The sequence below is a fragment of the Borreliella californiensis genome (genome assembly GCF_014205885.1).
Taxonomy (GTDB): Bacteria; Spirochaetota; Spirochaetia; order Borreliales; family Borreliaceae; genus Borreliella; species Borreliella californiensis.
In genome coordinates this window covers 1-26,473 of record NZ_JACHFB010000005.1, presented here as the reverse complement: position 1 = coordinate 26,473, position 26,473 = coordinate 1, and the positions used below count along the sequence as shown (strand labels likewise).

The window sequence follows — 26,473 nt, the reverse complement described above, 5'->3', positions numbered from 1 at the left end:
TTTTTTGTCTTTAGAAAATCAAAAAAATTTTTTGGATTTTTGATTTTTAGCAAAAACGATATACAATTACGAAATACCTAATAATGGTTTTGACCAAATTAGATACCGCTGGAATTTAGAATCCAGTCTAGCAGCTGCTATATTTTATTTATTTTTTTAAAGTAAGTAAAATATAGTTTTTTTATTTAAAAAATTTTAAAAAAAGAAGGATTTTATGATAAGAGTAAAAAAACAAATAAATATTATTGGCAGCATTGTAGCAATGTTAGTAATATCTATCTCTGGACTTGGAACATACGCTTTTAAAGGGGTAATGGCTGATCTAAAAGCTTCAGTCTTAAAAGCCAAAGACGAAATTTTTAAAGAACTTGAAGATTACTACAATGCCAAGATTAAAACCGAATTCGAAGAAATGAAAAACTCTATCAAAGAAGAACTAAAAAGAACTACAGAATTTATTAACGCTGTTAACAAAGAAAATTTGGTATTAGAAGTTAAAAACATTTTCTCAAAAGAGCGAATCAAAACACAAGAACTTATAAAAGAAGAAATAGAAAAAAATTTCAGAAAAATTGGAGAAAGTAAATGAATAACAAAATGTTTTTGTGCATTTACAATTTTTTCTATAAACTTCTAAAAGACTATTTCATAAAAAAGTACAAATCGGAATTACTCGAAAGTGCATCATGTTTCAAAAATTCTTACAAAGAAACTGTAAAAGAAGTCGAAATTCACAGACTTGCCGTGCCCTTGCAAATGCAATTCAAAGAACAAAATGAAGTTATTTCAAAATTTGGATGTTATTTTCTTTGTATTTTATTTATTGGACTTGTGGTAAAAGAAATCAAAAACAGCGTTGAAAAATGTTTTGATTGTTATGAGATTGATTTACTTTTCAAGGGCCTTGTAAGTAAAGGCTGCTTAAGGGGTGACAATGCATTTGTTAATTCTCCAAATGCAATATTTGCAAATTTGGGTATTGATGAAGATATTTACTTCGAAGAAAAACATCACCCAACCTCTTATGTTCCATCAGAATCTGATATTTTGATTGGCAAGTACAAAGACATAAGTTCTAGTTTTTACCATTTTGTATTATTAAGCAGTGATCTAAAAACTATTATTTGGGATTCGCTTGGCAATTCCAAAACTGTTGCCAACGGACACTTAGAGTCTTTAAGAGTTTTTAAAATTCAAAATACAGCAATTATAGAGCGCGTAAAAGATAGACTAGAATTTTACAGTGCAAAATTTAGAAATAATTTGGAGGTGGCGTAATGAACGCAATAAAAAACATTAATGAGTTATTAGACGCAGTGGACGTCAAAAATGCACTTCTAAAGGGACTTGAAAGTTCTTTTGGTAGCGAAAAATTAGACATTGTAAACGAAGGAATGACATTTACAAGCTCACTTTTAAAGTTCATACTTTACATTAAAGACAAAATCGAAAAAAACAATGAAGATCAAGCTGCTGTTGAGCAAATTGATAAACGTCTCAAAGATACAATTGAACTCTCAATACGAGCTTATAAAGCTTACAAAGATTCTGGAGGTGATTTTTCAGAATACAAAAAGCTTTTAAAGCTTAGAGACGAAATTACAAGTAAAATGTTAAAAGATTTACAAAATCAAGTTCAGGGGAGCAAATAATGAAAAATTTAAAAACAAAAACTAATTTCTTAGGGATATTTTGGATATTTTTGGTATTTCTTTCTTGTGAATCAATACCATCACTTCCCCAAAAACCAAACTTAACAAACAAAGAAGACACCGAAAATCTAATTCTCAATGAAGCAGAACTTTTTAGATACTCAACTTCGCTAAATGTTTGGCTTTTGACCGTAAAAACCTATGCAGCCAAATACTATCCTAATGACAAATTTCCTATGTTTGAAAATTTCGATCCTGTGTTTGGCGATGAAAATGAAACCGAAGAAACAAATATGCTAAAAAATAGAATTACCTATTACAAGCGATACATAGAAAAAACTGAACCTATTGTATTTAAGTGTTACAAAAAATACAGCAGAAGATAAGGATTTTATTACGTTGAAAGATCAAGACAATTTAAGTCAAGAACCTAAAGCCTTAGATCAAGAAATTGCTAGTTTAAGTCAAGAAACTGCTGACAAAAATTCAGAAATTGCTAGTTTAAGTCAAGAAGTTGAAAAAAGCAACGAAACTGCAGAAATATCAAGTGCCAAAGAAGATACAACAGAAGATTGTACTTCTTTGGGGCTTGACATTGTATTCTACACGGACGAAGGTCAAATTTTTGAACTTACCCCTTTTGTTGACACTACAAGCATTGTTCTAGAAGAAAAAATAGTTGATCCAAGCCTAAAAACAGCAGCAAGCACGTTCAACTTTAGTGTAAACGGTCTATCAGAAGAATTTTTGAATTTCTTATTCTTCAGAAACGAAGACATTTTCGTAAAAGTAAATGATAAGAATAACCCCGTTTTTAGGGGAATTCTAGAAAAATTTTTCAGCAGAGATCTGTTCAATAGCACCAAAAGTGTATCATTCACAGTTAACGACTACTCTAGCCTATTAAAGATTGCATTCGAAAATCCAGTTCAATTCCCAATCAATTTTTCACCAGACTGGCTTTTTGTATACAATCCTTTGGCAAAAGAACTCTCACTTGTTCATCTAATAATAGAAAAAACCAAACTAAAAGACCTTATTGATGATGATGCTAGCGAATCAATACTTGACAAAGTTCCCGCTGTAATCATTGATTCTGGAGAAGATGTAGAAACTATTTTGCAAGCCTTGTTGTATGAATTCGGATACGCATATACTTTCTCCTCAAGCGGCAAATTGCAAATTCTTCCGATTTGGAAAAGTGAAGTCATCAAGAAAGATGTTGAAATTTGTTCTTTAGACGCTGACAGTTACGTTATGTCCAAAAGCAGTTCCAGCAGCTACGATTCAACTAAAGTTATTTGGAGAGAAGGCAAGTTTCAAAGCAAAGAAGAAGCAATGTCTAAAAAACGACCTTTGTACTCAGCCCCAATTAACGTTGCTGGTAATGACGGTGCACTGTATGTAGCGGTACTCCAAAAAGGTGTGGTTTACCCCGACTTTGCAGACAAAGTCGGCAGCAGTGTTTTTCAAGAATACGATCCTAGTTGGTTAGATACAGTTTACAAATGGGACTTCAAAAGGCGTGAAGTTTGGCACGACCACTATGCCATAAACGAACATTTAGCAATAATCTCTACACATAATCTTGAAGCAAGGTTTAGTGCCGACTCCTCCATCAAGCTTGAAAATAAAGAATATTTTCCATCAAGGGCTAAGCTTTGGTTTAGAAACACTTCTAGTAGTCAAGGCTCCAAATATATTTACCACTTTGATATCTACGGAGATGTTTTCTACACAATAGCTCAAAATGTACTCCAAACCGACAATGCCGATGATTTTTATTCTAAAAAGTTTGAATACACAACAAGATTCATTTTTTCCGAAGAATCCGCAGTAAGACTTTTTGAATTTTTAACAAACCTACGTGTCAAAGGACATACTATTGTTAATTTTCGTTCAATGCAAAATCTAAATCTAACCGATTTTGTCAAGCTTAGACTTGATAATATTGGCATTGATCATTTTTTTCTCATACTTTCAAAAAAAATTACTAATCTAGATCTAGATATCAAACTTTACGAATATGAGGGAATCACTTGGGGCGACTACACTCACTACGAATACCTTACAACTTCAACCAAAATAGGAATAAGCGACTATTTGTCTGGAGTCCACAAAGTTGTTATTGCACCGTTTAATTATAATGGGATCGAAACTTCCCACTTCAAAGCAGCCGGATTTAAGGATGAGGATACTTTGAATGATGCTATTGAATTTGCAAAACAATCTGGACTCAACAAAATTAAACTACTTAAAGGCGACTTCTACATTTACAATCAAGTAAATCTAAACAATTTAGAAATCGAAAGTGATGACGAAGTTTTCATAAGAAGCACAGGGTTTTCTAAACATATTTTTACATCAGAAAAATCATTTAAAATTTCCGGAATTAACATATGCCAACAACCAATGAGCGAGCTTTACATTAACGGAGGAGATCTAAATCAAGAAGAACTGTCGCCTTATCTGGAAGACAAGAGTTTCACACGGCCTAATGATTTAGTGCTATGTTCATCATACGCGTTAAAAGAAGCCGTTAGATCATCAGTCTATGTTACAGATGCAAACTTTGTGTACATCAAAAATGTCATATTTCTTTGTGCTCTAAACAAAGCACTAAATTTCAAAAGAACAAAAAAAATTTTACTTGAAGATGTTCATTTTGATTCTACAAATCAAAGCTTCGACATAGAAAATGTTGCCAATCTAACACTAATTAATGTTACTGCTAAAGGCAGTAAAACCGCATCAGTTGCAAATGGCCTAAATGCAATAATTAGAGACAGCTCCTTTACCAACAACATAGACGCACTCAAACTTTCTAACTTTTCAAGCTTAAAAATAACCGATACGCAGTTTAGCAACAACAATGGCACTGCACTGCATTTAGCAGACATTACTAGTGCAAGACTAAGTAATAATACATTCACAGAAAATAAAGTTGGACTTGAAAACCATGCTTTTGACTTGATCATACGCGATACTTTTGTAAAAAACACACTTGCTCTTAATTTAACAAGAAAATCAAACGCGGGGGTGCGAACGCTTGACCTTAGTACCTATATGGAAAACACTAAAGACAAACAGGAGGCCGCTTAAATGATAAGTGATGATGATTTCGAAGATATCAAAAAAAGACTTCAAGCCGACAATATCAAAATTCAATTTGGTGTTGGGACTATGGAAGAAGCAAAAAATTATGTTGGTAAACTTGGCGAGCCCATTGTTGTTAAGGACAAAGAATTGTTTGCTATTTGCAATGGTAAAGACACTGATAACAGAAAATACTATCCCATTAACAAGAATACTAAGCCTCCTATTGGCGAAAATATAGACGATTATTTAAAAGATTTAGTTAATTGGTGTTTAGAAAACACTTATCCTGGATTCTTAACGACTGAGTTTGCTAAGGAAGGATCGCTATCAATAAGTAAGTTGATACAAGCTTTTGAGAATAGTAAAAAATTTTGTATTCCAGATGGAAGATCTCTTCCCGAGAATTGTTTTGTAAAAGAAAAATTTGGAATATCTTCGGCCCCCAATTTGTCAGGGAGATTCTTGAGACACTATGATTCTAGCGGCTCCACCGATTCTGACGGTACAAGAAGCTTGGGAGATACACAAAGTGATTCTTTTAAAAGCCACGATCATGATCTTGACTTAAGCCTATTGAATAGTTTAAAAGGGAGACTTGTGATTGATCATTCCTTCATTAGAAGAGATGCTAATTGGAGTGAGGGCACCACCTCTTTTGTTACTAGGATAGAATACGGTGACAAAATACAGTCGTGGCGATATCCTTCCTACACAAAATATACGGGAGATAGCGAAACACGGCCCAAAAACACATGTTACATTTCATTCTACAGATACGATTGGTAGGTAAAATCAATGATAACGCAAAAAGACTACACAGAAATAAAAAAACGACTCGAAAAGACTAAAACTCGCATCCAATTCAGAAATGGCAACAAAATAGACTCGCTAGGGTATGAGGGATCTCTTGGAGAATCAATTTTACTAAAAGATAAGCTTACTTTTTCAGTATGTGATGGGAAAAGCATTGACAATAGAAAAGAATATGAAATTACCAAAAGTACACCAAATTTAGATTCACTTAGTGAATATTTAGAACATATGACTTTGTTTTTTCTAGAAAAAACACCCGTTGGTGCTTTGACTGCTAAATTTGCACAGGAAGGATCAATCCTTACAAGAAGCAAATTAATTGAAGCATTTACAAGCACAAACAAGTTTTGTGTTCCAGACGGCAGAAGCTTACCAAGCAGTTGCTATGCGTATAAAATTTTGGGAATATCTTCGGCCCCCAATTTGTCGGGCAGATTTCTAAGACACTACGCCTCAAGCAATTCCAGAAGCTTAGGCAATACACAAAGTGACACTTTTGAAAGTCACAATCATTATCTTGACACCAGTAGAATTAATTTTGAAGGGAAATTAGTAAAACAGATGACAATAATTTATCGTAGAGCTGATACTTGGTATACTTGGTATTGGGCTGAGGAGATTATTTCTCCCTTTATTACAGGCTATACTTCTGAAGATATATACTCCTACGAATTATTACCACCTTTTACAAATCAAAGAGGTTACGAAGAAACAAGGCCTAAAAATACCTGTTATATATCTTTTTACAGATACGATCTTTAGGAGAAAAATTATGGATAATTTACAAATTCAAGAAACTTTAAAAAAATTAATAGAAGAAAAACTTTCTTTTGACAATCAAACTTCACACAACTCCAGCAAACAAGCACTGCTTAGACTGTTTGTCAACAAAATGTTTGAATTTTCAAACAGTAATGTGCTAGCAACAAGTCTACACGCATTTAGAATGTTTTTTGCGGTCTTTGAAATGAGCGAAGCTGAGGATTTAGTACTAGACATTATTAATAAAGAAAAATTAATTATTGGAAATAATACAAGCACAGGCTTTGTAAAAAGTTGTTCTTATACCGAAGAAGAAATCAACAAAATTATTAACAAGGGTGAACTATGAGACTAAGGCGACTTCCAGTATATGTTGATGCCTACAAAGAAAAGCCCAATGCTGAAATTTTCATATACTATTCAAGTAGGGGAACTGGTAAAACCTACAACATTGCAACTGTTAATTTAGAAAGAAAATTTAGTGTTGATGGTGGGGATACCCTTGCAATTAGAAAAAAGAAAAACAAAACAACACAATCAATACACAAGGAAATTTTAGAACTTTTAAGTATCTACAGCTTAAGAAAATTTTTCAATATAAGCAAAGCAAAAATTGAAAGTAAAAGTTTGATTTTTGGAAAAAAACGTGCTTTTGTTTTTGAAGGGGGCCACGACACAAGAGATTTAAAATCTTATGCACATTTCAAGGACTTGTGGTTGGAAGAAGCTAATCAGCTTAGTGCTGATGACATAGAAATGCTTATTCCTACAATGAGAGAACAAGGCGGCAGAATCTATATGTCAAGCAATCCCGTGCCTAAATCACACTGGCTATACAAAAGGTACTTATCAAATCAAGACAATCCTGCCGTGTGTATAATCAAAAGCACTTACCGCGACAACCCATTTTTAAATGGTGGAGATGTGCAAGCTTGGCTTGAAAAACAAAAACTTGCATATCATGGTAATGACATTGGTTTTAGAATTGAGGTTTTAGGAGAAGAGTTTGATTTTGGCACAGCAAGGCTCATAAAAAAATTTAATGTGTGCGGTCCCGATATTCTTTCTAGAGCTAATGGAAGCTACTATACAGGAATACACGTTAAAGGCAACAGAATTTGTTTTTTAGAAATTCTTGTTGGAAGAATTTCTTATCTTCCAGTTGTAATTATTACAAACGCATGTAGTAAAGTTTTACTATCAAAAACGGATTACCAAGCCGAGATTAACCAGTTCAAAGGAACTTTTGTATTGCCATCGGCAAGGGAAGAACTCAAATATGTATTCTCCCGTTTTGGTAGAGGCACTTTGCTTGCAAAAAAACGAAACTTGTATTCACTCTCAGACTATTTAATTCCTTCTAATCTTAATGTGGTAAACAAACCCGAAACCACCGATGTAATTTCAGAGTTTAACGAAACTGAATATTACTATGATGAATCTAGTGCAGAAGATAGCGAAGTTACAAATTTTGTTATGCAAAAAGATTTGGTATACATCCCGGCATTTCTCAATGCCATATCGGTTTTTAGCTAAAGGAGCTTCTAATGTTTAGAATGAAATTTTTCAAAAAACCTAAAGAAACAAAACTATTTCCAGTAAGTGAATACACACCACACCAGGATCAATTAAGACTTGCACATCAAATAGCTGAAATTTACGCGGGGTTTGCATCTTCAAGAGATATTGAGCATAAAGTCGATGATGGACTTTCAAAATTATTTGATAATAATTTCAGAGCCGTGATCAAAAAAATGGTTTATACAGCAATTTTGTCTGGAGAAAGCCATTTTTACATAGTAGTTCCAGATTCCGATGATCCACACAAACCACTAAAAAAGGGATTTCCTTGTCTTTGTTATAACTTTGGTGAAGTTATTGATGGGGGCTTTTTCTTAAAAAATATTCATAAAAGTAGAATCATTACCATGAAGTCATCTTTTCTAAATTTCGAATCTCTAAAAAAAAGTAGCAATATTATGAACACCCTACTTAATGAGACGGTAGGTTTTTTACGGGTGAATAATTTCACTTTCCTTAAATCAGCAACTCTGCCATCAGTCAAGGATATGACTGCATATGATCTGGCCGAGGTTAAAAAAAACATTGAGGGGGTTCTTGATAGTAATCACAAAATGATGATACTCGGAAGAGAAGATGATATTGCCAATGTAACAAGATCTGTAAGCCCACTAAGAGATGCTTTTGAAATCATTGTATCAGACATAACGCTCCATTCAGGAATTCCCAAGGAAATATTGTATCCAATATCTCCTTCTGGAGAAGGTAGTGTTGGCAACTATGATATTTTTTACCTAAACATTGAGCAGATATGCAAACTAATGGTGACACCATTCATCAATGCGGTACTTTCAAAATTCGGATTAACCTCTAATTGGTGTTACAAACCAGTAAAACCAATTAGCCAAAAAGAACAAGCTGAAATTGATGAAAAACATGCAAAAACTTTAGCAACTTATGTAGAGCTTTTAAGTAAGGCGAAAGAAATGGGAAATGATAACTTGTACTTAAAAATACAAGATGAAATGAATCAGTACTTGCAAATTTAGAAAATTTAATTTTAGAAAGGAGGTTTATATGCAAGAACAAGTAAATGAAGAAGCTGTTACAATTTCTGAATCTTTGCCAAAAAATGACAAAGAACTTGTAACAATATCTTCAGAAGAATATGAGCGGTTAGTGCCTGATGCAAAAAAATTACCAGACATGATATCACGAGAAGATTTTGAAAAACGACTTGCTGAGGCTGAGAGCAACTTTACTAAAGCTCGAAAACAAGCCGAAAGACAAGCCGAGGCTAATGCTTTCAAAGATTCTAAACTTTTGTCAAATCTTGAGAAAGCTTGTGAGCAGTATGAAATTGCTCCACCTTTTGCAAACTCTTTGAGTGTAAAAGATGCTAAGCTTGCATTTTTGGATGCAATGAAAAGAAAGTACAACATTAAGTTCAAAATTGATGAAGAAGGTGACCTTGATTCGCAAATCGACAATATTAGCTTGCTAGTACAAGAACTTACAGCATACAAACAAATGGTAAATGCAAGAAATCGATTTACAGGTCAAATTATTAACAATACAAAAGCACAAAGATACAAAAGTAAATTTGCTTTGGGGGAGATATAAATGGCAGATTTCGATTTCACAAAAGTATGTAAAAATTTCGTTTTAGGAGTTGAGCATAAAGCATGTGTTCATCAAACTGAAACTGCAATAGTTGATGTTGAATCAGCGACCATCAAACCCGGAGACCCAGTTTTTTCAAGTGGATCAAGTGAAATGGGAGAAGTGCTAGTAAAAGCTGCAACTGTAACAGCAGGAGTTGGCCCTATTCGTGGATTTGCCTTAAAAAAAACAGATATTGCTTTACTAGAAAGCGAAGATTACTTACCGGGCGAACTAATTCCAATAAGACGTGCTGGAGAAATAACCGTTGCGTTAGACAGCACATTTGCAACTCCCAAAATCGGCGATTTTGTCTTCTTAAAAGCAGGAAAACTTGTAAAAGACGGCAAAGGGGGTGTGCAAGTTGGCAGAATCAAAGATGTTAGTCTTGACGCAAATAGTAAAGTAGTTTTGCTTGATGTTAATATCGGGCCTGAGTTTGAGTCTAATGGTAACAGGAAATTCTCGTGAACATACAAATTTATGAAAAAAAATTAGGAGGAATATCTTGAGTAGAAGTATTTTTGCAGAAGCAAGTGGTAGCTACAGTGGAGATATATTACAACTTGCAAAAGGTGGCCTTGAAGAGCTTATGCCTTACAAGATGATAAGTAGAAATGATCTAAGACAAGGCTATTATATTGTCAAAAAAGCAACAGTCGATCACAATGTTACATCAACTTTTGGTGATCATAGTAATGAAATTGGGAAAAGCAGCATTTTCTTCAAAGAAATGGCTTACAAGATGCACGTATTTGATACAGTACAGCGAATTTCTCTAAAAGACCTAATGTACGGAACTATAACTGAAGATGAAGTAAAGGCTAATCTAGAACTTGGTCTTATGAAAGATGCATACCATTCTGTTATTTTTGGTAAAAAAAATATCAATATGGAAGGCATCGCAAATTTAAAGGGTCGGAGCAAAGTTACTGTTGATACACTTACTACTGGATTTACGCTGTATGAAAAAGTAGCACTTGCAAAACGTGAATCAGAAAAACACAAGGAAAAACTTGATGGAGCTTACCATCTTTTAGTTCCCCACAATTTTTCTCACCTTTTACTAGAGTTGTACAGTGAGCCTCAGTATGTAACAGTCAAAGAAGCACTTGCTAGAGATCATGATGTGGTAACTTCGGTTTTTAAAGGCCTAAAAAATCCTATACTGTACGAACCAAATCCAGAAGTTATGTTTGTTCCAATGTTGCCAGAAATATTCTTTAGAAAATTTGCATCAGCAGACGGAGATTACATTCATGCCTCAATGGAATCAGCAGGAGTAATTCACTTTCAGCCACAAGAAGTTGTTGAAATTGAAGTTACAAAAGCTAGTTAGTAGTTAGTAAACTTAACAAATGAGTGAACTTGACGATCTTATTATGTGGATCAATCTTACTAAGATAGAATCTTTACGCATTGAGTGCATCAATGAAGACGGAAGCATTAGTATCCCAGATCAAACCAAAGTGCAACTTTCTGAAGTTCTAAGATACGCAAAATCTATTTTAGCCTTGTACCAAATGGGAGCTGCTTACAACAATTGGCTTGTAATTTTGCTTGATGTTCTTTATTTAGAAGTTTTCAATATTAGGTGTAAAGGAGATCAAAAAGAGTGTAAATTCAAATATTTACTCTCTCAACTTGATTTTCTATTCCCGCGTATTGATTCTTGTCCCTTTTTTTATATTGGTTGACCAAAAGGATAACAAATGGAAATTGGAGAAAAAATAAGAAAATCTATATTTGATAATGCAAAAAGTTTCGTAGGATTCAAAGTCAAAAAAAATTTAGATACATTAAAATCACATATCCCCGGACGATTGTCAAATGTAACAAATATTGATTTAGAAGAAACTGATTTTGGGTTGAGTTTAAAAGTAAAAGTAGGCTCCCCTCTTTCTGAATTTCTAGACTCAGGACAGGCATATAACAACAATTTGCCAGCTCCAAGTCTAACAAAAATCAAAAGTTGGGCAGCATATAAGGGGATAGAACCCTCAGCGGTACCCATTTGGCTATCTCTGAAGAAGAGAAAACCTAAAAACCAATATACAAACTGGACAAGCGATTTAGCAAAGGAGTCTGCAAAATTACTTAGATGAAGCACATAGAAGAATTTGTCATTAATCTGAAAAAAAATTTGAAAACTTACTTGGCTACTTGTAAACAAACAACCACAAAAGTATATTACAAGTCTGAAATGTTTGCATGTTCAAATTTAGACTTGCCATCAATTGTCTTTGCAGTAAAAAGTACTGGAGAAATTCTGAATCATTGCAAAAATTATTCGATGCTTTTGTGCCCAAAGTTCATAATTTACACGGAGTGTAGCATGCGTCCTACTTTAGGACTTGAGATTGCAAATATAATTGTGGCGTTTCTGATGCTAAATTATTCGTTGAAGTATTTTAGCATTGACGATTCCCAGGTTGAAGACGAAGCTTCTGATGCAAGAATGGTAACATTGGTTGATTCAACATTGGGAATTAGGATAGATAGCGTTGATTACATTAATTGTCGTGGAGGTAAAAATGGCAATTGAAAAATTGAGAATGCCGACTGGTGCAGTGCTAGTTACGGTGAATATTGAAAAATTCAAGTGGAATTTCAAGGGTTCAGACATCAAAAATAATAGTGAACCTTCTGGAACAGATCCTACTAATTTAGTTGTAAAAGATTTGGGTTCAAACATAACAAAGCCTAGCAAATGGAAGTCAATTAGCGAATGCATTTTTAGGGTTAAAAAGATTGATTCTAAGTCAAAACTTACATCAGATTTAGATCTAAAAGAAGGTAGTATTTTCTACTATAACAAAGATCTTTTGACAAAAATGTCCCAAGTATGTGATAATGCTGATGAAATTGATGTTCTACTTTTCAAAACATATTGCTTAGGATATTCATATACCATTAGCTCAACAAAAGCTACAGAAACTCTAAAAACAACTTGCGGATCGATCTCGGCGATTGGAAAAATACCAGAGCAAACTGTTGAGTTTAGCGGGTATTCCGTTAGAGAAACCGCAACTAATAAGGAAGAAATCCTAGATACATATATAGAAAAATCGCATTTCATAACACAAGATATTTCAAAAAATAATAACCAATGGCAAATTGGAAAACGTAGTTTGCCTACAAATTACGAGTTCACGGTACTTTTTGTAGATCAAATTGCAGATCAAGATCAAAGAACCAAATTCATGGTGGGCGAAGGACAAATTGCAACTTACAACCCAAGCCAGGACTTGAACAATCAAAAAATCGATCTAAAGTGCCAGCTTACTCTAACAAAACCCTTAGTATCGCTTTCATGCGACTATATTCAAGATGCAAGGTTCTTCAAAATTTAGGAGGCAACAATGGTAATTAATGTTAATTTGACTGGCAGGGTAATGTTACCCTATATTCCAGACTATATTAGAAACGGTAAGGAAAATATCAAAGAAGAAGAGAAAGCATATGTGGTTTTGAAAGACATTAACTACGGGTTTGTAGAAAAGCTAAAGGCAAGACAAATCGAACTTTTCAAAAAATTGAATGGCCAGAATGGTAAAACCAATTCCAATGCTATGATTGAGTCGACAAGTGCTCAAATTCAATTTGTAAAAAAAATTTGGGATGAAAATGTGGTAGAATTTGTCGGCCTTGAAAATCAACAAGGAGAAGTTATCACCAAAGAAATGGTTGAAAGTGACGCTATCTTGTTTCAAGACATGCTTTCAAGTCTTGCAATCGAAATTAATTTCCTGGCAGATACTCTAAGGGTTGAGCGTGTTTCAAAAAAGTAGAGCTTGCATTCGCTTATATTACAAAAAAAAATCACTATGACCAAATTCTGAATTTTGCAGACCGCGTGAATTCAGAATTCATAGTGAATATGAAAAAGGAACTTCCCTGGATTAAATATAATGAGGATGCTATTCTGCATTTACTGAATCAAGCCTTACTTTCAAAAAGTATTGGCAGCTTGCCCAATAGGGGCGGTCTTTTTGAGCAAAATTACTGGTTTGTTTTAGTTTTGAACGAACTCAATTTGTACATCAAAAATCTTGAGAGCGAGAGCATAAGTAGATGAAACTTGATGAAATAATAATTCCGCTATCAATGTCGATCAGCAACAATGAAAAGCTGGACTCAATAGCAGAAACTCTAAAAAAAATTGCCGAACAAAAATTTTCAAGTCTGGATGATTTGAAGTCAAAATTAGAAAAATCTACTACATCTGGATCAAATTTAGAAAAAGCTTTAAATAAAAGTTCGCAGAATGCTAGTAAAAACTTCAAATCTCTTGCAAATTCTGTTGATTCTGTAAGTTCTAAAGCTGGCGGCATGAAAAGTATAGGCAAAGTTCTAAAAAGTGTTGGAAAAGGCTTAGGAAGTGTAAAGAATTTAGCAAACAAAACTGGTGAAGCATTCAACCAAATGTTGGCGGCTTTTGCCCCAATTATTATAGCTGTAAAAGCTCTACAAGCAATCGGCTCTACAATAAGTGGAATTTTTGATGGTGCTATGGATGCTCTTGATGAATTCAACGAAGAAGTGTCAACGTTTTCCGATATGCTTGGAAATGAAAAACTTGGAAAATCTTTAGCAGAATCAATGAGAGCTTTTGGCGATGAAACTCTTTTTACTAGAGACGCTATTGCTAATGCTGCTAAAACAATGCTTTCTTATGGTGCAACTGCGAGTGAAGTTGAAGAGAGAATTAAAATGTTTGGGGAGGCTGCTGGTGGAAGTAGCGAGGGGCTTGAGAAATTAGCCGAAGTATATTCTCGTGTAGAATCGAGTAATCAAGTGAATTTAGAAGATTTGTATGCACTTCGTGACGCGGGTGTTGACATTACAGACATTTTGGCAGAAGAAGCTGGTTTAGCTGGAAAAGCATTATATAAGGCAGCGAGCGATGGAAAAATAGGATTCGAGACTCTAAATAAGGCTCTTTCTAAGGCCACTAGCGAAGGTGGTAAATTTTACGGCAAAACGGCCAAAGAAGCAAAAACTTTAGCTCAAGCTCAACAGCAAACTGCTAAAATGAGCGAAAAGCTTTTCTTAGACATTGGAAAAGCTCTAGAGCCAATGATGATTGGATTTGAAAAAGTAAAACAATTTCTTATGGTAGCAATCATGGTTCCTTTGACCAAGGTGACTACAGCTACAATATACTTAACTACCAAATTGGGTGAGCTTGTAGTATATCTTACCGGTAAGTGGGTGCAAGGTATAAAAATGTTGTTCAAGGCCATTACCACGCCCTTTGTGAAACTCTACGAGGGAATCAAATACGTAATTGGCAAGCTAAAAGAACTTGCAACATATGTTTCTAGTGGATTTTTAAATCGTTTTCAGGGAGCGTTTGAGCCCATTATCAAATTGGTTCAAAAGTTGATAGATATGATATCCAAAACGTATACAAAATTGAAAAATCTGGTTACTTTTTGGAAAAAGACCGAAAAAGAAAAAGACACTTCCAGTCCCGAACCCGAAAGGGATAAAAAGTTTGATCCAAATGCAAAAACCAATTTTAACAAGAAAATGGCAGAAGACTATCAAAAGCTGCAAGACGAAATATTTAATGAGCAGAGGAAAATCTATCAAGACCATAAAAATATCGGGAAAGCACGAGAACAAGCCTTAAGGAAGCTTGAAAAAACAATAAAGGAAAAAAACCAACAATTTATAAATGAATACTCCAAAACTTTTGACGATTTATCGGACGAGAACAAGAAAATTTTAGCCGGAGTTGAAAAATCAGTAAATGAGTTCAATAACTCCAATTATGATTTTGTGAATGAGTACCAAAAGTTACTAAAAAAAAAAGAAAGTCGTGAAAGGGAAATAATCAAAACCACGCCCCATACAGATCAAGTAAGTGCTTTACAGAAGCTTAATGATGAAATCAATGAAAAGAACAAAGCGTTCGTAGAAAAATATGGAAAAAGTTTAGAAACTCTGAACGAGTCTAACAGGCAAGTTGTAGTCGCACTTGAAAAGCAGGTTAATGAATTTGAAAAAACCGCTTTAGATCGATCTTTTGTTGAAGCTCAAAAAGCTCTGCAAAAAGAAATAACCGACTTAGAGTGGAAAACAATGCTACTTCCAGCAAAAGAAAGAGCAAGTGCTGAAAAAAAGATGGCATCCAAAATTCAAACAATGTATAAAAAATTCGTGGATGAGCACAAATCAGAATTCGAAAAGCTAAATGAAACCAACCAAAACTCTATGAAACAAATGGCTGAGAAAGCTAAAGATACGACAAAAAGCTTATATGACAGCATGATAGACGGCCTAGAAGCCTTCTCAAATGCCTTTATAAAAGATATAGTGGGCAAATTTTTGAATAAGGATATGGGAGAAAGTATTGGAGAAGAAATTCATAATGCTATTAATGGGGAGGATGTGAATTTTGGTGAAGTTTTAGAAAAAATGACAACACAAATGTACGAATCTTGGAAAAGTGGAGTAAAAGCTTTTGGAGCAATGTTTGGACCTGCTGGAACAGCCATTGCGGAGCTTATAACAGGATTGACCGATTTTATTTGGGGACTTTTCAAGGGGCAAGAAAAAGCGAGAATTAAAGCAATTGAAAAACAACGGGACGAAGATTTGGAAGAACTTGAAAAACGAAGTGAAGTCGAACTTCAAAAGCTTGAAGAGAGATTTGACGCCGAAATCAAAATGAGAAAAGAAAAATTGAGTGAATTAGATGATGAATACACTAAAGAAATAGAATTTCTCAAACAAGCTCAAAGTAAAGGACAAATATCTGGTGAAGAATTTCAAAAAAGATTACACGATGTACAAACAGAATATAAAACAAAAAAAGATATAGAAACCACTCAACTTACTAAAACCGAAGAGACTAAAAAAATAGAAGTAGAACGCAAAAACAAACTTTCTAAACTAGAGCCCGAACGAATAAAAGCACAGGCCGAAGTTGATAAAGTAAATGCTGAAAGTTCGTGGAATTTGGGCAAGTATGATAGGTTAAAAAAGACGCAAAAAATTTTAGATGAGATACTTAAAAGAATTGCAAAAGTAAAATCAGCCGGATCTATTGAGGAGATAAAACTTGCTCGTGGTGGTGCACGGTTTGTTTCGAATAAACCAACATATATGCCAAACTCAGGTGTAATGTCTAGTGAGTTTGGTCAACCCGAATTAGTAAGAATAACTCCTGCACCAATAGATGAAAATTTACGCAAACTTGAAGCTAAAATTATTGCAGAAGAAATTACCAAATTACAAAAAACCCAAAGCAGTACAGTTATAAATAATTTTTACTATAACTTTAATGGAGATGTGCTTGATGCTGAAAAATTAGTTAGAATGCTAAAATCAAAAGAACATCTAATGGGATTTAGAATGGCAGAGTAGAAAAAAATGTAAAAAAATTTTCAAATTACTTGATATTTTATCTTTTTTAGTATATAATATCAGCATTGATAGTTGCATAATTTATTATGCAACTATCAATACCTTGAAAAAGACCTTTAGCCTTTGCTAATGGTCTTTTTCTTCTATTCTACTAGTGGAATAAAAGAATTATTTTTAAATAAAAAGATGTTCATTCTCAAATATTTACTTTCCAATTAAAATTGTGTATCATAAGCATAATTGTAAATACAGTTAGGAGTATAGAATGAAAATAGACAACCTTAAAATTCAAACCAATGCAAATCTATTAAAAAAATATCAAATCAGATATTACAAAATCTTATCAATACTTAAGTATTTCCAGAAAAATGCTATTAGATATAATCAAAAATTTATTTTAAATACATTAAATTATTTTCTAGCCCAAGATGGACTTAAGGAGATTGCACTAAGAACCCTTAGAAAAGATTTAACTTGGTTATGTGATAAAAGTATTATTAAAAAAACTTTATTAAGATTAGGAGAAGGGAATGGTTCATATATAAGATATTCAGTCAACAAATATAGTAATAATAATTTAAACTGTGTACTTAAAGATAAGCAAAATACTATTGAACATGATGCTAACGCAATATATAAATTTACAAAAGAAACACAAAAAAAATACTTCAAAAATAAAGGGGTTAGGGCTTTTAGTCTAAAGAATGCAACTAAAAATGTCAGTCATATTATAAATAATAAAAAACATATAAATAATAAAGAAAAAATTTTACACAAAACAAAAAATGAAAATTTAAATTTCATAGATTCAAAAATAAAAACTTTATTAAAATTTAAAAAAATAAATTTCTTAGATAAGGTTAAAGAAAATTATAACAAAAGAAAATATTTATATAAAAGGATAGAGACAAAAGAATGGTTAAAAAGAATTAAAAATCAAATATGTTACGACAAATGAGAGATTTGTGGTTAAAATATGAATCAAATATTAGAAGGTCTAAAATACAAAGAAATGGAAATTGGATTGCTAAAAAAGAAAAACAATATTTTCATAAAAAAAGAGAAAATAAATAACAAAACATTATATCATACAAAAATATTTAGAGATATTTATACATTTGGTATAAATCAAAGAAACGAAAATAAATTTTTTATTACATTAAGGAATTTATTTGATATAAATGAAAAAAGTAATTTTCATTTATTTAGAATTAAAGAGAGTATTAATGATGAATTTTTGGGAATGTTTTATGGATTTAAAAGATTAACAAGGCCACTTTTTTTTAAATATAAAGATGTTATTACAAAAGCTATCAAAACTATACCTATGTATAAAATCCATTACATAGAATTTAGATATAAGAAAGGAAGTGTTTTTTGTTATATAAAAGCAATTCACGCTTTAACAAAAAAAGAAAAATTTAAAAAAAAATATGCTCAAAATCTATTAGAGAGAATAATTAATCTAGAACATAAAGTATACAGATTCTACAATAAAAATTTATCAAATGGAGGAATTATAATTAAATGGATAACAAAAAACCAGAAATAATTAGCATTGCAAATATTAAAGGGGGCGTTGGAAAAAGTGTTTTAACTATTATATTTAGTTTTGTTTTGAAAAGTTTTGATAAAAAGGTTTTGCTTGTAGATTTTGATCCCCAAAATAGTTTAACTAGTTATTTTTTTAAGTATATAAAGAGTTTGAGCAAAAACAATGTTTATTCTTTTTTAAAAGAAGACTCAAATGCTAATTTAGATAAATATTTGACCAAAATACATGATAATGTATATCTTATTCCTTCTCATCCCAGTTTACACCTTTTTAACAAGGAGAATACTTCCTATAAAGAACTTTTTTTAAAGCATAGGCTAGAAAGAGTATTGCCCAATTATAGTTTTAATTATGTGATAATTGACACGCCACCCAATTTGGATTCTCTTTTAGATAATGCTCTTAATATTACTAATAAACTTATTATTCCTATTCAAGTTGAAAGATTTTCTGTTGAAAGCCTATCTATCTTAATGAAATATATTGAGAAAGTTTCAATGTACCTAGATAAAGATATTGACATATCCATAATTGAAAATCAATTCATGAAAAACAGAAATACTTTTAAAAGTATTGAAAATTCAATTAAAGATAAATACGGCAAATATATTAAAGGAAAAGTTCATTTTTATAATAAAGTCAAGGTGTTTGCAAATAATTTACAAGAACCCAATGTTAAAGAACCTTATTATCAAGAATGTTTAGAAGCCTTAAAAAATATATTAGGTATTTAATTTTATTTTATTTTGTTCGTTTGTTCGCAAACGAACAAATGCTGCTGTTTAAAGCATATTTTTTTTAAGGAGCGTTTTAGGGATGTCTAAAGATTTAATCATTTTGAATGATAGAGAAGAAGGATTGATGGGTATTTCCGAGGAGGAGGAGTATGAAAACTATAAGCATGCTTTAAAAAAGAGTATGGTTAATGATATTGAAAATAAAATTAAAATCATGGAAATATTGTACAACATAAAAAATAAAAAACTTTATCGTATTGATGGGCATGTGAGTTTCAAGTCTTTTATTGAAGAATTTTTAATTGCTAGGACTCAAGCTTATTTATATTTAAAAATATATGAACGAGTTTTAAAAGGAGATGTAAGTATAAAAGAAATTAGAGACAAAGGGATGATAGAAATTTATAGAAATATAAAATCAAAAGAGGTGGTAGATAAAAAGTCAATTCAAAATTCAATAAAACCATTAAGATTTCAGCTTAAAAGACGAGATAGTTACGATTTCTATAAAAGCAATGCTAAATTTACGGGGTATTTGTTAGATAAGATTTTTTCTAGTGATAAAGATTATTTAAACAAGATATTAAAAGAATACTGTGATTTAAATTTAAAAAAAACAAAGCAAAACATATAAGCAAGTGCTTGCAAAATTTAAGCAATTTTTGTACAATTACCAGAGGTTGTATTTTTAAACTGATACGATCCTAATTGTCAATTTAAAACCTAGTAATAGGTTTTGTTGAGTGCTTTTAATTGAAAGTTTTCAACAAAACCTATTTATTATTAGATTACAGGGGTTATTGTCTTATATTTTTTCAATAGGCTTTTTTAAAGGATAGCTGAAATCCGTTTATTCCAATATCAAAATTGGGTTCAAACCCCGCAAGAGCAATGCCGAGTCTTTTTTTAAGATTAGCGTTGTGTTTATTTGCAAATTTAAATGGAATAATAATTCCAGTAATGTAGGATGCTAAAACCGTAAGACTTCCTATACCCGTTAGTGTCAATCCGGTCATTTCTGTTGCTTCGTCTTTTGTTGCTGTAATAAGCTTCCCGGTTATTATAAGTATTCCTCCAAGTATTTGAGAACCAAGCAGTGCTCCACCGCCAATATAATCTCCTTGAACAAAAGATCCTATCCCTAAAGACAAAAAGATATTCAAAAGTAATGGTGCTAGTACGGTTGCTTTTTCACTTTCATATTTCATTACAGTTGCAATATCATCAACTCCTTTTTCAAGTTTGTCTTGTGCCAAGATTTGCATTGTTGAACTAAAAATTAATATTAATGTGAAAATTTTTTTCATATTAATATTACCTCCTAATAATAAAGTTTTGATAATTAAATAGTAGCGCAATTTTTAGATTTTATTTGAATTACTTAGCTGTGCTAAGCAGATTTTAATGTGGAGTTTGTAGAGTTTCCATTAAATTCTTTTAGATTTGAAATTATGCTGTCTATTTCTTTTTGTATGCCAATTGTATAATGAATTGTTTTGATGACTTTTTCGAGATGTTCAACTTCTTTTGGGGACATTTTTCTGCCTTTTCTATAAGTTAAGTAACTTTTTAGAGTTTGGTAACTCCCAATAGTATAGTTATACACCTTCTTGGGAACATTAGTAAATCTAGAAGTTTGGTTATAGTAAAGCTCATTTGTTTCTTCTTTATGCTATTCTAATAATATAAGGGGGTGCAATTATGTTAGGCAAGAAATTTAATTAATATTTAAGACTAGGTTTTGTTGTATTATTTTAAATATTTAATACACCTAGTCTTAAATGTTAGGGGGTATAAAATGGTTTATATAAAAAATCCAACTTCATTTTTTAATAAATCAATTTCTGGCAATCTTGTTAATTTGGGTAACTTTCAAATTAAAGTGAGTGATAATGTTTTTGAACATTTGCTTGATATTGCAATATTTGCAAAAAATAAAAAAACATATAAAGAATTAATATTATTTGCTACTGAAAATAATATTAGCGACGAAACTGTAAAATTAGCATTAGAGAATAAAGTATTAATTCCTTTTTATGAACATCCGAAGAATAGAGCTTGCTTTAAAAATAAATATTTTTTAGATCTTTTACTTGAAAATCCAGAAAGTTTTAGTTTAGAAAAAGAGCATATCATTATAGTGGGATGTGGCGGTATTGGAAATTTTATGACTTATTCTCTTTCTACTTTAGGATTAGGGGCTATAACTTTTATAGATGAAGACGAAATAGAAGAATCCAATTTAAATAGACAGTTTTTATTTAATCATGATGATATAGGATCTAACAAAGTAGATGTAATTGAAGAAAAAATAAAATCGCTAAACAAAGCCATTCAAACTAAAGCCTATAAGGAAAAAGTTTCTGTAAAATTATTAAAAAATATTTTGATTAACTCAAAAATTAAACCAGCATTAATAGTGCTGTCAGCGGATGATGACTACTGTTTACCTTTAGTTAATAAATTTTGTATTGAAAATTCCATTCCACTTATAAATATTGGATATCTTAATGATTTTTCAGTTATTGGTCCATTTTATATTCCAAATATCTCATCTTGCTATTATTGTACTGACATAGGAGTTATAAAAAAGTCAACAACTTCTAAATTAGAAAGTAAAATAATATTAGCAAATAAAGATTATCAAGCTCCCTCTTTTTTTACTAATAATGCAATTGCATCGAGTATGGCTATTATTGATATCATATTTTATTTCGGCAATGAATATGGAAAAATTAATTCTTTAAATAAACGAATTGGTATCAGTAATCATAATTTCTCATTTCATTTTATTGATATTTTTAAAAATAAATCCTGCAAGTGTAATAAAGATTTATGATAGAAAGTAAACATAAAAGATATTATTTTGATTCGTTATTTTTATTAGAACTTGCAAGAACGTTGCCCCATGCTGTACTAACTATTATTTTAATAAATAAAGGATTGTCATTAAAAGATATTACTATAGTACAAATTTTTTACATGGCAGCAATTATTATTTTTGAATTTCCATCAGGTGTAATATCAGATATTTTTGATAGAAAAATTGTTTACTTAGTATCAATTTTCTTGCTAATGATTTCTTATTTTATTATTTTTAAAGCTTCTTCATTCATACTTCTTTGTATTTCGTGGTTTATATATGGGATGTCAGCTGCTATTAACACCGGGACAATCGATATTAGTTTTACTAAACTATACCAAAATGATTCAAAAAAGCTAAAAGCTTTTATGTCATCTGTAAAAATGATACTAAGTATTAGTGCTATTTTAGGGGGATATATTGGAAGTGTACTATATTTATATATCGATGTAAAAATTTATCTAATTTCATTATTAATATATTTAATATCTTCTTTAATTACAATCTTTTTCATACCTAATGATAAAAGTACAGATCATGAGCGTAGTAAAGAAGATTTAGCTTTATATCTTGCAAAGTTTAAAAAAAAAATAATAATTTTATTAAAATCCAAAGAGCTTTTAGAATTATTTATTTTAAATAGCCTTATTCAATTTTTTTATCAACCTTTTTATTTATACTGGCAAGTAATTTTTGCTGATAAGAATATATCTATTAGTATATTTGGAATTATATATATACTGTTTCGCTTGTCAGATATTGTGGGAGCATGGACATTTAGAAAAATTAAACATTCAAAATATGATATTTATGCTATTTTAGCTATGATATTTTTGTTATCAGTTTTAATAAAAATAGTTACACATATTTACATATTTATCACCATGGTAATATTTTTGGTAATTTTAATTTCTATTTATTCTAATAATTTAGAATATTTTTTAAGAAAAAATGTGGATTCAAAAGTTTTAGGAACTATAACCTCTGTTAATAGTACATTATCTCGTATATTTTCAGTTTTAGCATTAGCCATATGTTCAATTTTAACTAATTTTATAAGTGCTATAAATGCATTTATTTTATTAATACTTATTTTTTGTATAATGTCTGTTATTGTGACATATAAATTTAAAAATAATGGAAAAAGCTAAAAACATCTATTTAAAAATGGATGTGAGCAATTCCAAAGAAGATTTTGTAACCTTACTTAATGAGTTTAAGGTTTTTAAAAATAAAAAAGGAGAAGATTATATTTCATCTTTAATAAAAGGATATGAGAATTATTTAAGAAGAATGTATAAGCATAACGCAGCGTAATCCTAAATAGTGGATATTGCAATTTTTAAAGATAGTAAAATTTTATCTAAAAATAACAAAGAATACTCCACCTATAATTTCTATGAAATTTAGGTGGAGATGAATTTGTAACGCAAGTTAAAATATAGTATTATAATTATAAAAAATAATGAGTGCTAATAAAATAAATTTAAATACGAAGTTTATTGGCTTTATTCATGCATAAGGGCTTTATATTCTCCAGATATTAAGTATTCTGGTGAAGGGGGAAATGAATATTTTTATAATGGGAGGGAGGTTTTTATGCCTAGGCCCACTATTGATGAACAATATTTTAAAGTGAAGAAAGGAATAGAACAGTATGCTTTAAGATAATTTTCATTTTTAGTATTAATGTCTATGTAAGGATTAATGAATGAAATTATATAAAATATTGGGCTTTTAGTTATAAATTATTTTTTTTAAAATAAGATTTTTAGTATCTTAATAAGATAAGGCATTCTTAAATTTTATTTTCTATGGCTTTTCTTTTTTGATAAAATAAAAATCCTCTATATTTAGGGATTCTTAATTTTTTAATATTAATTAAATATTAAAAACTATTAATTGAGGACAATCTACATTAAATATTCTCCCCATTTTATAGCTTTGGAATCTATCTCTTTCTTTTTAAGATTTTCAAGATATTCTTTGATTTTTCCTAAATCACTTTTTAAGCTTTTTAAATCAGCTTAACTATAAGCCGGTGATAATTTTTAATAAATCTTCTGCTTTTGGTGCTAATTTGTTTGAAAATTAGGTTTTCATATTCAATTTATGTTATACATTGATGATGTGAGATTTTTAATTTTTGATATTTCTTGTTTTTTATAAATAGGTGTTCCTGATTCATCAAATTTTAGACCATTATGTATTTTGAGATTTTTATCATCAGAATTAACCAAATCAATAACCTTATTGATTTTTTCATTTAATGGATCGAGTTTTTTAGTTATTGTTGGAGTCAATGCACTTTCAAGTCTTTCCATATTTGATTTATAGATTGATGTGTAATAGGAATACAAATCATAAACCAAAGAAAATCCTTTGTGTGCAACTTCTCCAAATTCATTTTCAAATTTAGAAAGTATTTCAATAAGATTCGATATAGACGTAAGTCCGAGTTCAAGATTATCTTTAAATAGGGTTTTTGATTTTTCGTTAATTGTTTCTGGTTTATTTTCCGATTTATATTCAATAGATTTAATTGAATCAATAACCCCAATGATTTTTTCATTTATTGGATCGAGTTTTTTAGTTATTGTTGTTGGAGTTAATGCACTTTCAAGTCTTTCCATATTTGATTTATAGATTAATATGTAATGATCATACAGTGCATAAACCAAAAAGAATCCTTTACGTGCAGCCCATCCAAATTCATTTTTGGATTCAGAAAATACGTTAATAAGATTCGATATAGACGTAAGTCCGAGTTCAAGATAATTTTTGGGTAGTTTAGGAATTGGTACAGATATATTATAATATTTAAATAGGTTTTTTAATTTTTCTTTAATTGTTTCTGATTCTTGTTTTATATTTTCTTGTTTCTTTTCCGATCTATCTTTAATTTTTTCTAATTTATGCCCAAATTGTTCTTTATCTTTTTCATTTATTTTATTCGTTAATTCTTGAATTTTTTTTTCAGCCTCTTCTAATCTCGAATCTTTAACAACGTTCTGAGCTATTTCTTTTGTATTTAAAAATTCTTCAATTTGGTTTTTTAGCTCTACATTACTTTCATAATTCTTACAGCAACTTGTTAGTGCAAGAATAGCATAAACAACAAACATTTTTCTAGTCATAATTATTGCCTTTCAAAATTAAATCAATCAAATTTCTTAATTTACAATTTTTTAAAAAATCTATGCTTAGATTTTTTAAAAAGTTTTCTTTTGTTTTATTTGTTAATTTATTAATAGTATTTGTATCATATGATGATAAACTTAATAGCATTAAGAGTATGTTGCTAAAATATTTTTTTTCATATTCTCTACTTGTAGAATATTTTCAAATTATCTAATCTTTATAAGATTCATATTATTATGTATATAAATATATTGCTATTTTTTATAAAACAAACATATATACAGTAAATCATGCAAAAGAAATAAAAATAGATTTTAAAAAATATCTTATAGTTGTAAGGGGTAACATAGTCTACAAATACCTATATATCTATTTAAACAAAGTGATAGGTTTACTGTAGTTATAAATCATCAAAATAATTATTTCATAAAGAATAAGGGAAAGTGGTGTAGTTTACTGTAGTTATAAATATGACATAATTAAGTATGTGGAGGATATATATATGAGCAAAAAAAATAAAAAAAAATTATTTCTTAATGATAGAATTGAACATAATATTATTGGTAATTTATATAATTTAGATACTAATATAGATAAAAATTTAACTAAAAATAACAAAGAATTCCCCACCTATAATTTCTATGAAATTTAGGTGGAGATGAATTTGCTAATAAATAGATTTGTTTTGATTTTGAATATACTTTTTGATGAAATCAATAGAAGCTCCTCCAGTAGAGATAAGGCAATAACTTCTAGACCAAAAATAAGGTTTCCAGTAATACTTATCTAAATAAGTAGAATATTTTTTTCTTATAAGCCTTGAAGATACTGTTTTTAGATTGTTGATGAATTTAGAAGGTTGAATATTGGGAGTAAATTCTAGTAATAAATGAATATGATCTTTATCATGGTTGAATTCATTAAGGGTTACTTTCCATAAATAACATATATTAATTATTATTTGGCAAAGAGAAGATGAAAGCTTAGCATTTATGCATTTATGCCGATATTTAGTAACTAATATTAGATGATAATTAATTGAATATATGCAGTGATTATTAAAATTTAGCTTTTGTGACATATACACTAAGTATAAAATATTCTAAAATAATAGAACATATGGGTATTAATAAAGCTTATAAGCATAGAATATATCCTAACAATAATCAAAAAAAATATTTTTCAAAAGTATTTGGATGTGTAAGATTTTTGTATAACAAAATGTTAAGTGATAAGATTATATAAATTAGTAGTTCACGTATATATCTATTTATACTAATTAATAATAAAT

General features: G+C 30.4%; 31 protein-coding genes and 4 pseudogenes. 30 read left to right on the top strand and 5 right to left on the bottom strand.

The genetic code is table 11. The annotated features are described in order from the left end of the window. Positions 1-214 precede the first annotated feature (214 nt). The 24 genes from HNP67_RS05500 (at position 215) to HNP67_RS05615 (ending at position 19,812) form a co-directional block, all read left to right on the top strand. Positions 215-589, top strand: coding sequence for a hypothetical protein (locus HNP67_RS05500; protein WP_184125489.1), 375 nt, complete (start codon positions 215-217; stop codon positions 587-589). Further along, positions 586-1,278: a DUF261 family protein gene (locus HNP67_RS05505; RefSeq protein ID WP_184125487.1), complete on the top strand. Its 693-nt coding sequence runs from the start codon at positions 586-588 to the stop codon at positions 1,276-1,278. Before HNP67_RS05500 ends, HNP67_RS05505 begins: the two co-directional genes overlap by 4 nt. Next, positions 1,278-1,652 carry a hypothetical protein gene (locus HNP67_RS05510; RefSeq protein ID WP_184125485.1) on the top strand — a complete coding sequence of 125 codons (375 nt, stop codon included), beginning with the start codon at positions 1,278-1,280 and terminating at the stop codon, positions 1,650-1,652. The genes HNP67_RS05505 and HNP67_RS05510 overlap by 1 nt, the downstream gene beginning before the upstream one ends. Next, positions 1,652-2,038: a BBA14 family lipoprotein gene (locus HNP67_RS05515; protein ID WP_184125483.1), complete on the top strand. Its 387-nt coding sequence runs from the start codon at positions 1,652-1,654 to the stop codon at positions 2,036-2,038. Before HNP67_RS05510 ends, HNP67_RS05515 begins: the two co-directional genes overlap by 1 nt. A gap of 13 nt (positions 2,039-2,051) precedes the next feature. Next, a complete protein-coding gene (locus tag HNP67_RS05520) occupies positions 2,052-4,754 on the top strand; it encodes a right-handed parallel beta-helix repeat-containing protein (RefSeq protein WP_184125505.1) in 2,703 nt (900 codons plus the stop codon). Then, complete coding sequence (locus HNP67_RS05525; protein ID WP_184125481.1) at positions 4,755-5,537, top strand: hypothetical protein; 783 nt, start codon at positions 4,755-4,757, stop codon at positions 5,535-5,537. Between the two features lie 9 nt (positions 5,538-5,546). Beyond that, on the top strand, positions 5,547-6,326 hold the full coding sequence (locus HNP67_RS05530) for a hypothetical protein (RefSeq protein ID WP_184125479.1): 780 nt from the start codon (positions 5,547-5,549) through the stop codon (positions 6,324-6,326). Positions 6,327-6,336: 10 nt separating this feature from the next. Beyond that, the gene (locus tag HNP67_RS05535) at positions 6,337-6,675 is read left to right on the top strand and encodes a hypothetical protein (protein WP_184125477.1); all 339 of its coding nucleotides are present in this window, start codon (positions 6,337-6,339) and stop codon (positions 6,673-6,675) included. After that, the gene (locus tag HNP67_RS05540) at positions 6,672-7,862 is read left to right on the top strand and encodes a PBSX family phage terminase large subunit (RefSeq protein ID WP_184125475.1); all 1,191 of its coding nucleotides are present in this window, start codon (positions 6,672-6,674) and stop codon (positions 7,860-7,862) included. Before HNP67_RS05535 ends, HNP67_RS05540 begins: the two co-directional genes overlap by 4 nt. Before the next feature lie 11 nt (positions 7,863-7,873). Further along, positions 7,874-8,896, top strand: a complete 1,023-nt coding sequence (locus HNP67_RS05545) for an anti-CBASS protein Acb1 family protein (RefSeq protein ID WP_184125474.1) — start codon at positions 7,874-7,876, stop codon at positions 8,894-8,896. 28 nt (positions 8,897-8,924) lie between these two features. After that, positions 8,925-9,470, top strand: coding sequence for a terminase (locus HNP67_RS05550; protein ID WP_184125473.1), 546 nt, complete (start codon positions 8,925-8,927; stop codon positions 9,468-9,470). Continuing rightward, the gene (locus HNP67_RS05555; protein ID WP_184125472.1) at positions 9,471-9,980 is read left to right on the top strand and encodes a structural cement protein Gp24; all 510 of its coding nucleotides are present in this window, start codon (positions 9,471-9,473) and stop codon (positions 9,978-9,980) included. A gap of 37 nt (positions 9,981-10,017) precedes the next feature. Continuing rightward, on the top strand, positions 10,018-10,848 hold the full coding sequence (locus tag HNP67_RS05560) for a hypothetical protein (RefSeq protein WP_184125471.1): 831 nt from the start codon (positions 10,018-10,020) through the stop codon (positions 10,846-10,848). Between the two features lie 19 nt (positions 10,849-10,867). After that, on the top strand, positions 10,868-11,206 hold the full coding sequence (locus HNP67_RS05565; protein ID WP_184125470.1) for a hypothetical protein: 339 nt from the start codon (positions 10,868-10,870) through the stop codon (positions 11,204-11,206). Between the two features lie 15 nt (positions 11,207-11,221). Next, entirely contained in the window at positions 11,222-11,614 is a 393-nt protein-coding gene (locus HNP67_RS05570; RefSeq protein WP_184125469.1) for a hypothetical protein, read from the top strand. Next, positions 11,611-12,054 (top strand): hypothetical protein, encoded by a 444-nt coding sequence (locus HNP67_RS05575; protein ID WP_184125468.1) that lies wholly within the window; start codon positions 11,611-11,613, stop codon positions 12,052-12,054. Before HNP67_RS05570 ends, HNP67_RS05575 begins: the two co-directional genes overlap by 4 nt. After that, complete coding sequence (locus HNP67_RS05580; RefSeq protein ID WP_184125466.1) at positions 12,044-12,862, top strand: hypothetical protein; 819 nt, start codon at positions 12,044-12,046, stop codon at positions 12,860-12,862. Before HNP67_RS05575 ends, HNP67_RS05580 begins: the two co-directional genes overlap by 11 nt. A gap of 9 nt (positions 12,863-12,871) precedes the next feature. Beyond that, positions 12,872-13,300, top strand: a complete 429-nt coding sequence (locus HNP67_RS05585; protein WP_184125464.1) for a hypothetical protein — start codon at positions 12,872-12,874, stop codon at positions 13,298-13,300. Positions 13,301-13,389: 89 nt separating this feature from the next. After that, positions 13,390-13,587 carry a hypothetical protein gene (locus tag HNP67_RS05590; RefSeq protein ID WP_071983787.1) on the top strand — a complete coding sequence of 66 codons (198 nt, stop codon included), beginning with the start codon at positions 13,390-13,392 and terminating at the stop codon, positions 13,585-13,587. Continuing rightward, complete coding sequence (locus HNP67_RS05595; RefSeq protein ID WP_184125462.1) at positions 13,584-16,886, top strand: tape measure protein; 3,303 nt, start codon at positions 13,584-13,586, stop codon at positions 16,884-16,886. Before HNP67_RS05590 ends, HNP67_RS05595 begins: the two co-directional genes overlap by 4 nt. A 265-nt stretch (positions 16,887-17,151) precedes the next feature. Continuing rightward, positions 17,152-17,844, top strand: a complete 693-nt coding sequence (locus HNP67_RS05600) for a plasmid maintenance protein (protein ID WP_184125460.1) — start codon at positions 17,152-17,154, stop codon at positions 17,842-17,844. Between the two features lie 18 nt (positions 17,845-17,862). Beyond that, positions 17,863-18,438: a DUF226 domain-containing protein gene (locus HNP67_RS05605; protein WP_184125457.1), complete on the top strand. Its 576-nt coding sequence runs from the start codon at positions 17,863-17,865 to the stop codon at positions 18,436-18,438. After that, positions 18,414-19,175 (top strand): ParA family protein, encoded by a 762-nt coding sequence (locus tag HNP67_RS05610; protein WP_184125455.1) that lies wholly within the window; start codon positions 18,414-18,416, stop codon positions 19,173-19,175. The genes HNP67_RS05605 and HNP67_RS05610 overlap by 25 nt, the downstream gene beginning before the upstream one ends. Before the next feature lie 82 nt (positions 19,176-19,257). After that, positions 19,258-19,812, top strand: coding sequence for a chromosome replication/partitioning protein (locus HNP67_RS05615; RefSeq protein WP_184125453.1), 555 nt, complete (start codon positions 19,258-19,260; stop codon positions 19,810-19,812). 181 nt (positions 19,813-19,993) lie between these two features. Here HNP67_RS05615 and HNP67_RS05620 read toward each other — a convergent pair whose 3' ends face one another. Then, positions 19,994-20,485, bottom strand: coding sequence for a P13 family porin (locus tag HNP67_RS05620; RefSeq protein WP_184125451.1), 492 nt, complete (start codon positions 20,483-20,485; stop codon positions 19,994-19,996). An 83-nt stretch (positions 20,486-20,568) separates the two neighbouring features. Then, positions 20,569-20,835: pseudogene (locus HNP67_RS07095) on the bottom strand (type ISP restriction/modification enzyme); the annotation flags it as partial. A gap of 141 nt (positions 20,836-20,976) precedes the next feature. Here HNP67_RS07095 and HNP67_RS05630 point away from each other — a divergent pair. The 4 genes and pseudogenes from HNP67_RS05630 to HNP67_RS05645 form a co-directional block, all read left to right on the top strand. Next, positions 20,977-22,017, top strand: a complete 1,041-nt coding sequence (locus HNP67_RS05630) for a ThiF family adenylyltransferase (RefSeq protein ID WP_184125449.1) — start codon at positions 20,977-20,979, stop codon at positions 22,015-22,017. Beyond that, on the top strand, positions 22,014-23,192 hold the full coding sequence (locus HNP67_RS05635; RefSeq protein ID WP_184125447.1) for an MFS transporter: 1,179 nt from the start codon (positions 22,014-22,016) through the stop codon (positions 23,190-23,192). The genes HNP67_RS05630 and HNP67_RS05635 overlap by 4 nt, the downstream gene beginning before the upstream one ends. Next, complete coding sequence (locus HNP67_RS05640) at positions 23,179-23,358, top strand: hypothetical protein (RefSeq protein WP_184125509.1); 180 nt, start codon at positions 23,179-23,181, stop codon at positions 23,356-23,358. Before HNP67_RS05635 ends, HNP67_RS05640 begins: the two co-directional genes overlap by 14 nt. 162 nt (positions 23,359-23,520) lie before the next feature. Beyond that, positions 23,521-23,712, top strand: a pseudogene (locus HNP67_RS05645) (P52 family lipoprotein); the annotation flags it as partial. A gap of 434 nt (positions 23,713-24,146) precedes the next feature. On the opposite strand, the gene HNP67_RS06975 reads toward HNP67_RS05645, so the two are convergent. Beyond that, entirely contained in the window at positions 24,147-24,542 is a 396-nt protein-coding gene (locus tag HNP67_RS06975; RefSeq protein ID WP_418455416.1) for a BlyB family putative holin accessory protein, read from the bottom strand. Between the two features lie 45 nt (positions 24,543-24,587). Then, positions 24,588-25,166 (bottom strand): annotated as a pseudogene (locus tag HNP67_RS07210) (BlyB family putative holin accessory protein); the annotation flags it as partial. A 518-nt stretch (positions 25,167-25,684) separates the two neighbouring features. Here HNP67_RS07210 and HNP67_RS05655 point away from each other — a divergent pair. After that, complete coding sequence (locus HNP67_RS05655; protein ID WP_014023118.1) at positions 25,685-25,834, top strand: hypothetical protein; 150 nt, start codon at positions 25,685-25,687, stop codon at positions 25,832-25,834. A 15-nt stretch (positions 25,835-25,849) separates the two neighbouring features. On the opposite strand, the gene tnpA is transcribed toward HNP67_RS05655, so the two are convergent. Continuing rightward, on the bottom strand, positions 25,850-26,263 hold the full coding sequence (tnpA, locus tag HNP67_RS07215; RefSeq protein ID WP_184125445.1) for an IS200/IS605 family transposase: 414 nt from the start codon (positions 26,261-26,263) through the stop codon (positions 25,850-25,852). Positions 26,264-26,301: 38 nt separating this feature from the next. On the opposite strand from tnpA, the pseudogene HNP67_RS05665 reads away from it, so the two are divergent. Beyond that, positions 26,302-26,418, top strand: a pseudogene (locus HNP67_RS05665) (helix-turn-helix domain-containing protein); the annotation flags it as partial. Positions 26,419-26,473 lie beyond the last annotated feature (55 nt).